Below are 12,892 nucleotides of genomic sequence, written 5' to 3' on the forward strand. Positions count from 1 at the left end.
GTCAGGTTTCATACAGGCCCCGCTTTCATCGAAAAAAGAGATCCGGCGCGCGAGCGAGCAGACATCCCCCCAGGTGGCGCGCGCAGTCGGACACCCCGCTCAAGCGGGACGAGGGCGGCGGGTTGATCAGTGGCAGCAGATCAACCCGCCGTTTCGTGTCTCAGGGGTGCGTTTTCAATCTGGGGCAGACATAGGGACCAACGGGACAGTGGGCCGGATTTTCAGAGGCGAGAGCCTCCACAAGGTGGATGGAAAGGGCAGGGTATCAATCCCGGCCCTGTTTCGCCGTGTGATCGAGGCTTCGGACCCGAACTGGACCGACGGTCTCAATCCTGAACTGATCATCGTTTATGGCGACCACCGGCGTCGCTATCTGGAATGCTACACCATCGAGGCGATGCAGGAGGTGGATGCCAAGATCGCGGCCCTGCCGCGTGGCTCGAATGCGCGCAAACATCTGCAACGCCTCTTTCATGGTCAGAGCTTTCCCACCTCGGTGGACGAGACCGGGCGTCTGGTGCTGCCTGCCAAGCTGCGCAAGAAGATCGAGCTTGAGGATGAGGCGTTTTTTATCGCCGCCGGGGATACCTTTCAGATCTGGAAGCCCGAGACCTACGAAGCCGAGGAACTGTCCAAGACCGAGGAATGGCTTGACGAGTTCCCCGATGACTTTGACCCGTTGATCCTGCTCGACAATCCGGACGGGGTCTGATCCATGGCCGCTGCCGCCGCCCCGACACCGAACGCCCCGCATATCCCCGTTCTCTTGCGCCCGCTGATTGCCGCCGTGGCACCCGTGCAGGGGGTTTGGCTGGATGGCACTCTGGGGGCGGGGGGCTATACCCGCGCGCTGCTCGAGGCTGGCGCGGATCAGGTCATCGGCGTTGACCGCGACCCGCTGGCGCATGAAATGGCGCGCAGCTGGGGGGCGGAGTATGGCGCGCGTCTGCGCCTTGTCCTGGGCAATTTCGCGCAGATGGATGACTATGCCACCGATCTTGATGGCGTCGTGCTCGATCTGGGCGTGTCCTCGATGCAGCTGGATCAGGCCGAGCGCGGCTTTTCCTTCATGAAGGACGGCCCCCTCGACATGCGCATGAGCCAGGAGGGCCCAAGTGCGGCCGATCTGGTCAACACCGCCGAGGAATCCGAGCTTGCCGACATCCTCTATCTCTATGGTGAGGAACGCGCGAGCCGGCGGATCGCCCGCGCGATCGTCAAGGCACGCGAGCAGGCCCCGATCGAGACAACGCTGCATCTGGCGGGGCTGATCGAACGGTGCTTGCCGCGCTCCAAGCCGGGGCAGGCGCATGCCGCCACCCGCAGTTTTCAGGCGATCCGCATTGCGGTGAATGACGAATATGGCGCGCTGATCGCAGGGCTTGAGGCCGCCGAGCGCGCGCTGAAAACCGGCGGGCAACTGGCGGTCGTGACCTTCCATTCCATCGAGGACCGGATCGTCAAACGATTTCTGACGGCGCGGTCGGGCGGGGGCGGCACCGGCAGCCGCCACGCCCCGGAAATCACCCGCGCCGCGCCGCAATTCACCCTCAAATCGCGCAAGGCCATCGGCCCCGATGACGAGGAGCTGGCCGTAAATCCGCGCGCCCGGTCGGCCCGGTTGCGTGTTGCGCTGCGCACCGACGCCCCGGCGGGGCGCACGGACCGGAGCGCTTTGGGTGTCCCCATGTTGAAGGGAGCGAAATGATGCGCAGCATTCTTTATGTCTTGACCGCGCTTTCCGTGATCGGTCTGGCCTTTTGGGCCTACCGCGAGAATTACCGCACCCAAGAGGCGCAGGCCAAGGCGCAAGCCCTGCAAAACGCCATCGGCGAGGCGCGCGCGCGCCTGCGGGTGCTCAACGCGGAATGGGCCTATCTCAACCGCCCTGACCGCCTGATGGACCTCGTTGAACTGAATTATGACAAGCTGGGCCTCTTGCCCCTGCAACCCTATCAGTTCGGTCGTGTGGATCAGGTCTCGTTCCCCAAGCCTGCTGAATTGCCGATCACCAACCCCGTTGACGTGTCCAACATGGAGCAGTTCCCATGATCCGCACTCCGCTGCGCCCGCTGGCGCGCATTCTTGACGCGCGTAACCGGGGCGAGAATCCCGACGCCATCGAGCGTGAGAACATCCGCCTGCGGCATGAGGAAATGCGCGACCGCGCCCGTCGGCGCGCCGAGGGGCGGCTGTTGGTGTTGGCGGGGGTATTCTTTGTGGCCTTCTCAATTGTGGGCGGGCGTATGGCGGTCCTGGCCGGCACCGAACCGAGCGAGCCCACGACCAGTGTCGCAGGGGCGCAGATTTTTGCGCAGCGCGCCGATATCGTGGATCGCGAGGGGCGCATTCTGGCGACCAATTTCGACACGCATAGTCTCTATGCGCAACCCCAACAGATGATCGACCCCGAACATGCCGCCGACAAGCTGGTCGAGATCTTTCCCGATCTCGACCGCGCGCGGCTGATCAAGGATTTCACTGGCCAGCGCAAGTTCCTGTGGATCAAGAAAAAACTCAGCCCCGAGCAGAAACAGGCGGTGCATGATATCGGCGAGCCGGGCTTGCTCTTTGGTCCGCGCGAAATGCGGCTCTATCCCAATGGACGGCTGGCCGCGCATGTGCTGGGCGGAACCAGCTTTGGCCGCGAGGGGGTGCATGCCGCCGAACTCGTCGGCGTGGCAGGTATCGAGCGGCATCAGGACGCGCGGCTGCGCGATCCGGCGCAGGCGCATGAACCCTTGCGGCTCTCGCTTGATCTCAGCGTGCAGGCGGCGATGGAGCGGGTGCTCCTTGGCGGCATGAAGATCATGAATGCCAAGGGGGCCGCAGGTATTCTGATGGACGCCCATACCGGCGAAGTGGTGGCTGTGGCCTCGCTCCCCGATTTCGACCCCAATGACCGCCCCGCGCTGCCCACCTCCGGCAGCCCCAGCGACAGCCCGCTGTTCAACCGCGCGGTGCAGGGTGTCTATGAATTGGGCAGCACCTTCAAGATCTTTCCCGTGGCGCAGGCGCTCGAGCTTGGGCTGATCAACCCCGAGACCATGGTCAACACCAAAAGCCCGATGCAATGGGGCAAGTTCCGCATTCGCGACTTCAAGAACTACGGCCCTGAATTGAGCGTCACCAAGGTGATCGTCAAATCCTCGAACGTCGGCACCGCGCGCATCGCGCTTGACATCGGGGCCGCAAGGCAGCGCGAGTTCCTCGACAGCCTGGGCTTTATGGCTCCGGTCCAGCTTGAGATTGCCGAAGCCTCTGGCAGCACGCCACTTTTGCCCAAGAACTGGTCAGATCTGTCCACCATGACGATTTCCTATGGTCATGGCCTCTCGGTCAGCCCGATGCATCTGGCGGCAGGCTATGCCACGATTGCCAATGGCGGACGGCGGGTTACGCCCACGTTGTTGCACGACCCGGCCCGCACCCCCGGCGAACGGATCATTTCCGAGAAAACCTCGGCCGCGATGCGCGAGATGCTGCGCCATGTCGTGACCGAAGGCACGGCCAGCCTCGGCGAAGTGCCGGGCTATGCGGTGGGCGGCAAGACCGGCACTGCCGATAAACCCAAGGAGCGCGGTGGCGGCTATTACAAGGACAAGGTCATCTCGACCTTTGCCAGCATCTTTCCGGCGCATGATCCGAAATACGTTCTGGTGGTCACGCTCGATGAGCCGGTCGAGACCTCCGGCAGCGAGGCCCGCCGCACCGCAGGCTGGACCGCCGTGCCCGTGGCCGCTGAGATCATCCGTCGCGTCGCCCCGCTTCTGGGTCTCAGACCCGAGATTGAACCCAGCCCGCTTGCTGCTATAAGCCTGACATCGAATTAGGCCGGAACGGGGCAGTGCGGTGGGGCAAATCAAGACATTGGCGGCTTTGGGACTGACCGCCCAAGGCGGGCGTCAGGCCAATATCACGGGATTGGCGGTGGACAGCCGCGAGGTGAAGCCGGGTTTTCTCTTTGCCGCGCTGCCGGGCACCAAAGTGCATGGCGCGGAGTTCATCCAATATGCCTTGCGCCAGGGGGCGGGGGCGATCCTGACCGATGCCACCGGCGCGCGGCTCGCGCAGGATATCCTCAGCCTCAGCGACGCCGCCCTTGTGGTGGCCGAAGACCCGCGTCAGACGCTGGCCTTTGCCGCAGCCCTCTGGTTCGGCGCGCAACCCGAAACCATGGTTGCCGTGACCGGCACCAATGGCAAGACATCCGTGGCCACCTTTACCCGGCAGATCTGGGAGCGGCTGGGGTTCTCGGCGGTCAATCTGGGCACGACCGGTGTCGAGGGGGCCTATAGCGCGCCGCTGGGCCACACCACGCCAGAACCGATCACCCTGCACCGCATGCTGGCCAAGTGCGAACTGGCGGGCGTCACCCATGGCGCGATGGAGGCCTCCTCTCATGGTCTGGCACAGCGACGCCTCGATGGTGTGCATCTGATGGCGGCGGGGTTTACCAATTTCACGCAAGATCACCTCGATTATCACGCCAGCTTTGACGAGTATTTCGCGGCCAAGGCGGGACTTTTCGCGCGCGTCCTGCCCGAGGACGGGGTGGCCGTGATCAATATCGACGACCCGCGCGGCGCCGAGATGGCGTCTATCGCCACCGAACGCGGGCAGGATCTGATCACCGTCGGGCGTGCGCCGGGGGCTGATCTGCGCCTCATCGCGCAACGGTTTGACGCAACGGGCCAGGTGCTGCGCTTTGAATGGGAGGACGAGGTCAATCAATTGCGCCTCGACCTCATCGGCGGATTTCAGGCCGAGAACGTGCTGCTTGCGGCAGGGCTGGTGATCGGCGCAGGTGCCGATGCCGAACGGGTGTTCGAGGTGTTGCCGGACATGCGGACGGTGCGCGGGCGCATGCAACTGGCCGCAACGCGCGACAATGGCGCGGCGGTCTTTGTCGATTACGCCCATACTCCGGATGCCGTGGCCACCGCGCTCAAGGCGCTGCGCCCGCATGTCATGGGGCGGCTTATCGCCATCGTCGGCGCGGGTGGCGACCGCGACCGCGCCAAGCGGCCCCTGATGGGGCAGGCTGCGGCCGCTCATGCCGACCGGGTGATCGTGACGGACGACAACCCGCGCTCGGAAAACCCGGCCAGCATCCGCGCGGCGGTGATGGAGGGCTGTCCCAGGGCCACCGAGGTGGGCGACCGTGCCGAGGCGATCCTGCGCGGTGTCGATGCGCTGGGGCCGGGCGATGCGCTGCTGATTTGTGGCAAGGGGCATGAGACAGGGCAGGTCGTCGGCGATGACGTATTGCCTTTCGATGATGTGGAAGAGGCGAGCATCGCGGTCACGCTGCTCGATGGGGGGCGGGTATGAGCCTTTGGTCGGCACAAGAGGCGGCAGCGGCCACGCAGGGCCGCGTGACAGGCGATTGGCAGGCCTCGGGCGTGTCGATTGATACCCGCACGCTCAAGCCCGGTGATCTTTTTGTGGCGCTCAGTGCCGCGCGCGACGGGCATGAGTTCGTGGCGCAGGCCTTGGCCAAAGGGGCGGCTGCGGCGCTGGTGTCTCGTATTCCCGAGGGCCTGCCCGCCGACGCCCCGCTCTTGATCGTCTCTGACGTGCAAAAGGGACTGGAAGATCTGGGATGTGCGGCGCGCGCGCGGTCTCAGGCCCGCGTCGTGGCCGTGACCGGATCGGTCGGCAAGACCTCGACCAAGGAAATGCTGCGCGACGTGCTGGGCCATCAGGGCCGCACCCATGCCGCCGAGGCCAGTTACAACAACCATTGGGGCGTGCCGCTCACGCTCGCGCGGATGCCGGTGGATACGCAATTCGCGGTGATCGAAATCGGCATGAACCACCCCGGCGAGATTGCACCCTTGGCACGCATGGCGCGGCCCCATGTGGCGATTGTGACAACGGTCGCCGCCGCGCATCTCGAGGCCTTCGAGAATGTCGAGGGGATCGCCCGTGAGAAGGCCAGCATCTTTGAAGGGCTGGAGCCGGGCGGTGTGGCCCTGATCAACGCGGATATTTCCACGACATCCATTCTGCGCACCAAGGCCATGCAACATGCGGCGCGCGTCATCAGCTTTGGCACTGCGCGCGGCGCGCATCACCGCCTGCTCGATGTGGAACTGCACGATCACGTCACCGTGGCACGCGCGCGCGCCTGGCGCTCTGCGGTCGTCTACAAGGTCGGCGTTCCGGGGCGGCATTTCGCGATGAACGCGCTGGCGGTTCTGGCGGTGGCGCAGGTTCTGGGCTGCGACCGGGCCGTGGCCGTGGCCGATCTGGCCAGTTGGGCCCCGCCTGCCGGGCGCGGCACACGCGAAGAACTGGTGCTGGATCTGGCCAGCGACGGGATGAGCATTGACCTGATTGATGATGCGTTCAATGCCAATCCCACGTCGATGGCCGCGGCCCTCGAAGTGTTGGCCGCGGCGCATCCGCGCGACGGTGTGGGCCGTGTTTCGCGCGGACGCCGGATTGCCATTCTCGGCGATATGCTGGAACTCGGGCCGGATGAGGCGATGATGCACGCCGGGCTTGCCGATCTGCCCTATATGGCGCGGATCGACGAAATTCATTGCGTCGGCCCTCGGATGCGCGCCCTATGGGACGTTTTGCCCGAGGCGCGGCGCGGCCGTTGGGTGGCCAGCGCCGAAGAGCTGGCCGCGCAGGCGCACCGGCTGATCGACGCAGGTGATGTGGTGTTGGTGAAAGGCTCAAAAGGTAGCCGGGTGAGCCTTGTGGTTGACGCGCTCCGGCGCGTGGGCCGGGTGACAGAAGAAGGACAAGTCTGATGCTCTATTGGTTGACCATCTGGTCGGATGGTGGGGATTTCTTCAATCTCTTCCGCTACATCACCTTTCGGGCTGGCGGGGCCTTCATGACGGCGCTGATCTTTGGCTTTCTGTTCGGCGCACCCCTGATCATGGTCCTGCGCAAGCGGCAGGGCAAAGGGCAACCCATCCGCAGCGATGGCCCCGAGGCGCATTTTTCCAAGGCGGGCACCCCCACCATGGGCGGTCTCTTGATCGTGGGCGCGCTTGTGACCTCGACCCTGCTCTGGGCGCGGCTGGACAATCCGTATGTCTGGCTGGTGCTGTTCGTCACGCTGTCCTTTGCCCTCATCGGCTTTGCCGATGATTACGCCAAGGTCAGCAAACAGAACGTCAAGGGCGTCTCAAGCCGGGTGCGGCTGGGCCTTGGGTTTCTGATCGCGCTCATCGCGGCCTATTGGGCCGGGCTGCACCATCCGGCAGAGCTGCAATATCAACTGGCGCTGCCGGTGTTCAAGGATGTGCTGATCAACCTTGGCTTCTTCTTTATTCCCTTTGCGATGTTTGTGATTGTCGGCGCGGCCAATGCGGTCAACCTGACCGATGGCCTCGATGGGCTGGCCATCATGCCGGTGATGATCGCCTCGGCGGCGCTGGGCGTAATCGCCTATACGGTGGGCCGCGTCGATTTCACCGATTATCTGGGGCTGCATTATGTGCCGGGCACGGGCGAGATCCTGATCTTCGTCGCGGGTCTGGTGGGCGGCGGTCTGGGGTTCTTGTGGTATAACGCCCCGCCGGCGGCGGTCTTCATGGGGGATACCGGCTCGCTCGCCTTGGGCGGGGCGCTGGGGGCGATTGCCGTGGCCACCAAGCACGAGCTGGTGCTGGGCATCGTGGGCGGCCTCTTCGTGGTCGAGGCGCTCTCGGTCATCATTCAGGTGCTCTATTTCAAGCGCACCGGCAAGCGGGTGTTCCTGATGGCCCCGATCCATCACCATTACGAAAAAAAGGGCTGGGCCGAGCCGCAGATCGTGATCCGTTTCTGGATCATCGCGCTCATTCTGGCCATGATCGGATTGGCGACGCTGAAATTGCGCTAAAGCGCGTTGCGTCTGATCGGATTGACCTCGCCCCGGCCCCCGAGCCGGGGCCTGCGCCTGCGTCAGCGAGGTCCCGTGTCAAGCCCGGGACGGGTATGCTCTCGATTGAGCGCACCACGCCCCAAGGCGGAGGGCCTCAGCCCTCCATCCAGATCGTAACCGGCCCGTCATTGACGAGCGAGACTTTCATATCCGCCCCGAACCGGCCCTTTTCGGTGGCAATCCCCAGCCCTGCGATCTGCCCTGCGAAATAGTCATAGAGCCGCTTTCCGGTCTCGGGATCTGCCGCCGTGGAAAAGCCGGGGCGATTGCCGCGCGAGGTATCTGCGGCCAGCGTGAACTGGCTGATGACCAATGCGCTCCCACCTATGTCGGTCAGACAGCGGTTCATCTTGCCCGCCTCGTCTGGGAAGATGCGCAGCTTGGCAATCTTGGCCGCCAGCCGCTCTGCATCCGCTTCGGTATCGCCCTGCATGGCGCAGACAAGGATCAAGAGGCCCCGCCCGCATTGGCCGATGACCTCGCCATCGACGGCGACAGAAGCCTCGGAGACACGTTGCAATAGCGCGCGCATGAAACCCTCCAAACATCGTTGCGCTTAGCCGCGCAGATCAAGAACCTCGTCCAACCCCGCCCGGCTGGTGCGAAAGCTGTTGGCGGGGTGGTCCGTATCGGGCAGGCCAAAGGAAATGGCGCAGAGGATCAACCGGCTCTCGGGCAGGTCGAAATGCGCGCGGATCATCGGCGCATAGGCCGCAACAGAGGCTTGCGCGATGGTGCCCACGCCCAGGGCCGTCGCGGCCAGCATGAAGGCGGTGATGAACCCGCCGCAATCCATCGCACCATAAGGGCCAAGGGCCGCCTCGGAATGCACGATCGCCACATGCGGCGCGTCGAACAGGTGATAGTTCCGCATGGATTGTTCCGCCCGTCCGGCGCGGTCGTTGCGCGCGATACCCGCAGCCTCATAGAGTTGCAGGCCGCATTCGCGGCGGCGGGCACCATGGGCACCGGGATAGCTCTCGGGCCAGGGCAGATCAGGGCCGGGGCGCTCATTCTGCACCGCCGCGAGCAGTGCGTCGCGAAACCGCGCGGTTTCATCCCCCCGCGTCACGGTCACGCGCCAGGGCTGGGCATTGCACCAGGACGGCGCGCGCCCTGCGGCCTCGACGATCTTTGCAATGGTCTCTTCCGGCACAGGATCGGGCCGAAAGGCGCGGCAGGAATGGCGGGCCTGCAAGAGCCCCTGCAAAGTTGAAAAATTGTCCGTCATTCCGTGATGTCCTTGCCCGGCCTTGATCCATCAGGCCCATGGCCTTGCCCGATGATCATAGGGAGAGTTTCGTGGCATATCCATGCCCCGCCCGGCGGTTTTCCGCCGCCTGTGCCCTACACCACACCCTGCTCCAGAGCCACGACATAGCCGATCGCCCCGGCGATCAACGCGCCGATGAGAACGGCAAGGGCGATTTTCCATGCCGACCAAGGGCGTTCGCCCTGCACCCGGCCCGTGCGGCCATTGACCACGAAACGATAGGTCTCGCCCCGGTATTTATAGGCCGCGAGCCAGACAGGCAGCAGGATGTGCTTGAAGGTGACATCGCGGACCTCGGTGTTGATCTCGTGGATCTGTTGACGGTCGCCCCCGATGTCGAAACGCACGTCGCGGGCGATGATCGCATCCATTCGGGCGCGCGCCTCGACAAATCCGTGTTCGAGTTCGAGATTGTAGCCCTCTGCGCGGAACCCGGCGAGATATTCAGGGCTATAGGGCACCAGTGCGGCCAGATCCCAGGGTTCGAGCGCGTCGGTAAATCGCTTGGGCAGGGAATTCGACGCCAGCACCAGCACATCGTCGAAAAACCGCGCCACCCGACCTGCGGCCGGGGTCCAGCGGATCTTGGGCACCTGCACGGTCTGGCGCTTGCCATCGCGGACGACGGTCTGACTCTCGTAATAGACCGTGCCGCGCGCGCCCCGGTAGGTGGATTTCGTGTCGGCGTCAAAGGTCCAATAGGGCACGTAGATGCCCTGCATCCGCCGCCCCTTGCGGGCATAGTCCTTGAGCCCGTTCGGCGCGAACCACAGCCGCCCCAGCCAGTCGGTCATCGCCTTGCGCGCGGTCGCCTCATCGAGGGCGAAGGGCAGCAGCGCGCGCGGCTTGATATGGCGTTGTGCGCCGGTATCGGTCACGACCGGCGAGGCGCAGAACGGGCATTCGGCGGCATGGGTATCGCTGCCCAGTTCCACCTGCGCGCCGCAGCTTGTGCAGGTGGTGCTGCGGATCTCTTCCATCTCTTGCACGGGCAGTTGATCGCGCAGGGCGCGCTCAAAGTCCAACTCCTTGATCCCGCCCTGCCAGGGGCTGCCGGTCGCGATGGGATGAACATCGCCGCAATGGTCGCAGATCAGATGATTGGCACCCGGATCATAGCGGTAATCCGCGCCACAGCTGGCGCAGGGAAACCGATGCTGGGTTTCGGTCGTGACAGGGACGGGGGGCGGGGTAGTCTGCATTTGGCTCACAGGATATGATGCACGGCGCGTGGGGTGATGCGGCGCAATGCCCCGTCCCCGAGCGCCGTGTGCCGCCAGAGGTTGAAAGTGGCGTGCAGCGCAGAGGCCGCCAAGAGCGCCAAGAGCAGTTTGCGCGCCTCTGGCCCGGGCAGGGCATGACCGAGCGCCTCGGCCGCCAGCGCGACGGCCCCCCATGCCAAAAGCAGATAGAGCGCACGGTGCAACCACGGATGCAGCGCGCGCAGGGCCCCTGTCAGTTTCGGCCCCGGACCGTTCATCAGACCAAAGACCAGCGCCAGCGCGCACATGCCAAGCGCCGTTGCCGCATAGGCCAGCGAGAGCCAGACCGTCGCCCCGCCATCGCCCAGGACAAAGAGCAGCAGCATCAGGTTCAGCCAGTGCAGCGTGATCGTCAGGCTTCGGCGCATGGGTTACGCACCCGGCGGCGGCGGTGGCATCACGGTAAAGAGCGTGGCCAGTTCCGCCACATCCTCGGCGCGCTTCCAGCCGTCCTGTCCGGCGGTCCAGACAAAGCTGTCGCGGGTCAGCTTGCCCTCCGTCACCATGCGACCAAGAGAGGCCTTGGAATAGGGGCCATGGGTCTGCCCGTTTTCGGCGATGTGCCAGACATGCTCGACGGGCGGGGGGGGGGGGCTGGGGGGGGCGGGGGCAGGGCGCGCGCCCCAAGGCCCCTGATCCGCCATCTGCTGCGCCATGGCCATGCCCATCCCCATGCCCAACCCGGCACCGATGCCCGCGCCGCCGCTCGGGTTCTTGGCGGCGGCGGTCATCGCCTCTGCGGCGGAATACTGGGTAAACCGGCCCAGATCGCCCGCGATCCCCATCGAGGTGCGCTTGTCGAGCGCCGCCTCGACCTCGGGCGGGAGCGAGATATTCTCGATGTAGAACTCGGGAATGCTGAGGCCGTAATCGGCGACCACCGTTGAAATCTCGCCCGCCACCAGCTTGCCCAGATCGGCGGTGTTGGCGGCCATGTCGAGCACGGGGATACCGCTCCCTGCGATGATGCGCGAAAACGCCTGCACGATGATGTTGCGGATCTGAAAGCTGATCTCGTCCATGGTGAACTCGCCATCGGTGCCAACGATTTCCGAGAGGAATTTCGCGGCATCGACCACCCGCACCGTATAGGTGCCAAAGGCGCGGATGCGGGTCGGCCCGAACTCGGGATCGCGCAGGATGATCGGGTTCTTGGTGCCCCATTTCAGATCGTTGAACCGCGTCGTCGCGACAAAATAGATCTCGGATTTGAAAGGCGATTTAAAGCCGTGATCCCAATGATTGAGCGAGGTCAGGATCGGCATGTTGTTGGTCTCGAGCATGTAGAGACCGGGGGTGAACACATCGGCCAACTGTCCCTCATGGACAAAAACCGCCGCCTGCCCTTCGCGCACCGTCAGCTTGGCACCGTATTTGATCTCGTGGCCCTCGCGCTCGAACCGCCAGACCATGGTGTCGCGGGTATCATCGGTCCAGTGGATGACGTCGATGAACTGGCCGGAGAGGAAATCGAAAATGGGCATCGGGATACTCCTGTAATCGAAAAATCGGGGATCAGACCGGCCCGCCCTGCCGCACATCCAGCAGACGGCGCAGGATGGGGCGGGCCTCGTCCGGGGTCATGCCGGGCTTGAGGTCGGGGTGATAGAGCAGCCACAAAAGCTCTTCATCATGGCTGGTGAGAAGCGCAAATTCGTCGTCATCGTTGAAGATCGACGGGCGCGCGCCGGGGAAATCGTCAGCCAGCCCCAGCCCCTGCGCCAGTTCCTCATGCACGCAGGATTGCCGCATGAGGGGCGGGTGTTCGGCCCGGATGAGCGCAATCGCGCGACGATAGACGTGGTCCTCGCCCTGACCTGAGAAGGCCACCACGAGGCAATGGATGGTGCGCGGCATGTCGCGGAAAATGGCAATCGTGTTCGGTCCCGCTTCAGGGGCAAGCTGACGGATACGTGCCAGCATGATGTCGTGGTCATCCTCGCCCATGAAGAGGATGTGGAAATTCGCCCCCCCTCCCGACGTGCTGATCGGATGGCGGGTGACACGCGCCAGCCGCGCGGCATAATCGGCGACCAGACGGCGATCCTCGGCGCGCTGTGCCTCTGGCACAGATGCACCGAATTCCACGTTCATCCGCACGGGCCCGACCCATTTGCGCAGACCGCCCGCCCGCCCTGACGACGGGCGATAGCCGGCCCCTTGCTGGTATTCGTCATAAAAGGCGATACGCTCGAAATTGCGCAGGATGTCCGTGTCGGTATAGGGCGTGTCCGGCCCGCCGCCGTCGCGGCGCAAGAGGCCGCGACTGAGCAGATCGGATTCGACCCGCTGGTAATAGCTGGCCAGGGCCAGACTATTGGCCGAGGGGCCGGAGGGCGCCGGCGCCGGCGCGACGGGGCGCTCTGTCGGGCGCGCCGAGGTTGTGGGCGGTGCAGGCATGTCACACGCGGCCAGCGCCGTCAGCGCCAGCCCCAAGATGCCCCATTTCAGCCAGTCGGCGCGCAT

Annotated in this window: 13 protein-coding genes; 7 read left to right on the forward strand and 6 right to left on the reverse strand. The window is 64.7% G+C overall.

The annotated features are described in order from the left end of the window. Positions 1-208: 208 nt before the first annotated feature. The 7 genes from mraZ to mraY are packed head-to-tail and all read left to right on the forward strand — an operon-like array spanning position 209 to position 7,849. Positions 209-712 (forward strand): division/cell wall cluster transcriptional repressor MraZ, encoded by a 504-nt coding sequence (gene mraZ, locus MVC20_RS13230; protein ID WP_297542118.1) that lies wholly within the window; start codon positions 209-211, stop codon positions 710-712. Between the two features lie 3 nt (positions 713-715). Next, positions 716-1,708, forward strand: a complete 993-nt coding sequence (gene rsmH / locus MVC20_RS13235; RefSeq protein WP_297542120.1) for a 16S rRNA (cytosine(1402)-N(4))-methyltransferase RsmH — start codon at positions 716-718, stop codon at positions 1,706-1,708. Then, positions 1,708-2,052: a cell division protein FtsL gene (locus tag MVC20_RS13240; RefSeq protein WP_297542121.1), complete on the forward strand. Its 345-nt coding sequence runs from the start codon at positions 1,708-1,710 to the stop codon at positions 2,050-2,052. Before rsmH ends, MVC20_RS13240 begins: the two co-directional genes overlap by 1 nt. Then, on the forward strand, positions 2,049-3,833 hold the full coding sequence (locus MVC20_RS13245) for a penicillin-binding protein 2 (RefSeq protein ID WP_297542122.1): 1,785 nt from the start codon (positions 2,049-2,051) through the stop codon (positions 3,831-3,833). The genes MVC20_RS13240 and MVC20_RS13245 overlap by 4 nt, the downstream gene beginning before the upstream one ends. A gap of 19 nt (positions 3,834-3,852) precedes the next feature. Further along, positions 3,853-5,334: a UDP-N-acetylmuramoyl-L-alanyl-D-glutamate--2,6-diaminopimelate ligase gene (locus MVC20_RS13250; protein WP_297542123.1), complete on the forward strand. Its 1,482-nt coding sequence runs from the start codon at positions 3,853-3,855 to the stop codon at positions 5,332-5,334. Beyond that, a complete protein-coding gene (locus MVC20_RS13255) occupies positions 5,331-6,767 on the forward strand; it encodes a UDP-N-acetylmuramoylalanyl-D-glutamyl-2,6-diaminopimelate--D-alanyl-D-alanine ligase (RefSeq protein WP_297542125.1) in 1,437 nt (478 codons plus the stop codon). The genes MVC20_RS13250 and MVC20_RS13255 overlap by 4 nt, the downstream gene beginning before the upstream one ends. Then, entirely contained in the window at positions 6,767-7,849 is a 1,083-nt protein-coding gene (gene mraY / locus MVC20_RS13260) for a phospho-N-acetylmuramoyl-pentapeptide-transferase (RefSeq protein WP_297542127.1), read from the forward strand. The genes MVC20_RS13255 and mraY overlap by 1 nt, the downstream gene beginning before the upstream one ends. 136 nt (positions 7,850-7,985) lie before the next feature. On the opposite strand, the gene dtd is transcribed toward mraY, so the two are convergent. The 6 genes from dtd to MVC20_RS13290 all read right to left on the reverse strand — a co-directional run bounded on the left by dtd (position 7,986) and on the right by MVC20_RS13290 (position 12,892). After that, positions 7,986-8,423 carry a D-aminoacyl-tRNA deacylase gene (gene dtd, locus MVC20_RS13265; protein ID WP_297542129.1) on the reverse strand — a complete coding sequence of 146 codons (438 nt, stop codon included), beginning with the start codon at positions 8,421-8,423 and terminating at the stop codon, positions 7,986-7,988. A gap of 24 nt (positions 8,424-8,447) precedes the next feature. Further along, positions 8,448-9,122, reverse strand: coding sequence for a nitroreductase (locus MVC20_RS13270; protein WP_297542131.1), 675 nt, complete (start codon positions 9,120-9,122; stop codon positions 8,448-8,450). A 116-nt stretch (positions 9,123-9,238) separates the two neighbouring features. Beyond that, positions 9,239-10,366 carry a primosomal protein N' (replication factor Y) - superfamily II helicase gene (locus tag MVC20_RS13275; RefSeq protein WP_297542133.1) on the reverse strand — a complete coding sequence of 376 codons (1,128 nt, stop codon included), beginning with the start codon at positions 10,364-10,366 and terminating at the stop codon, positions 9,239-9,241. 5 nt (positions 10,367-10,371) lie between these two features. Continuing rightward, positions 10,372-10,794 (reverse strand): hypothetical protein, encoded by a 423-nt coding sequence (locus MVC20_RS13280; protein WP_297542135.1) that lies wholly within the window; start codon positions 10,792-10,794, stop codon positions 10,372-10,374. A 3-nt stretch (positions 10,795-10,797) separates the two neighbouring features. After that, positions 10,798-11,910: an SPFH domain-containing protein gene (locus tag MVC20_RS13285; protein WP_297542137.1), complete on the reverse strand. Its 1,113-nt coding sequence runs from the start codon at positions 11,908-11,910 to the stop codon at positions 10,798-10,800. Positions 11,911-11,941: 31 nt separating this feature from the next. Next, positions 11,942-12,892, reverse strand: a complete 951-nt coding sequence (locus MVC20_RS13290; RefSeq protein ID WP_297542139.1) for a DUF2927 domain-containing protein — start codon at positions 12,890-12,892, stop codon at positions 11,942-11,944.

The organism is Roseovarius sp., assembly GCF_027019125.1.
GTDB lineage: Bacteria > Pseudomonadota > Alphaproteobacteria > Rhodobacterales > Rhodobacteraceae > Roseovarius.

Bases quoted from the DNA above. Each gene is read 5' to 3' on its own strand.
- MVC20_RS13245 (WP_297542122.1), top strand. From the start codon at position 2,049: ATGATCCGCACTCCGCTGCGCCCGCTGGCGCGCATTCTTGACGCGCGT.
- MVC20_RS13270 (WP_297542131.1), bottom strand. From the start codon at position 9,122: ATGACGGACAATTTTTCAACTTTGCAGGGGCTCTTGCAGGCCCGCCAT.
- MVC20_RS13255 (WP_297542125.1), top strand. From the start codon at position 5,331: ATGAGCCTTTGGTCGGCACAAGAGGCGGCAGCGGCCACGCAGGGCCGC.
- dtd (WP_297542129.1), bottom strand. From the start codon at position 8,423: ATGCGCGCGCTATTGCAACGTGTCTCCGAGGCTTCTGTCGCCGTCGAT.
- MVC20_RS13290 (WP_297542139.1), bottom strand. From the start codon at position 12,892: ATGCGCGCCGACTGGCTGAAATGGGGCATCTTGGGGCTGGCGCTGACG.
- MVC20_RS13280 (WP_297542135.1), bottom strand. From the start codon at position 10,794: ATGCGCCGAAGCCTGACGATCACGCTGCACTGGCTGAACCTGATGCTG.
- rsmH (WP_297542120.1), top strand. From the start codon at position 716: ATGGCCGCTGCCGCCGCCCCGACACCGAACGCCCCGCATATCCCCGTT.
- MVC20_RS13240 (WP_297542121.1), top strand. From the start codon at position 1,708: ATGCGCAGCATTCTTTATGTCTTGACCGCGCTTTCCGTGATCGGTCTG.
- MVC20_RS13285 (WP_297542137.1), bottom strand. From the start codon at position 11,910: ATGCCCATTTTCGATTTCCTCTCCGGCCAGTTCATCGACGTCATCCAC.
- mraY (WP_297542127.1), top strand. From the start codon at position 6,767: ATGCTCTATTGGTTGACCATCTGGTCGGATGGTGGGGATTTCTTCAAT.
- MVC20_RS13275 (WP_297542133.1), bottom strand. From the start codon at position 10,366: ATGCAGACTACCCCGCCCCCCGTCCCTGTCACGACCGAAACCCAGCAT.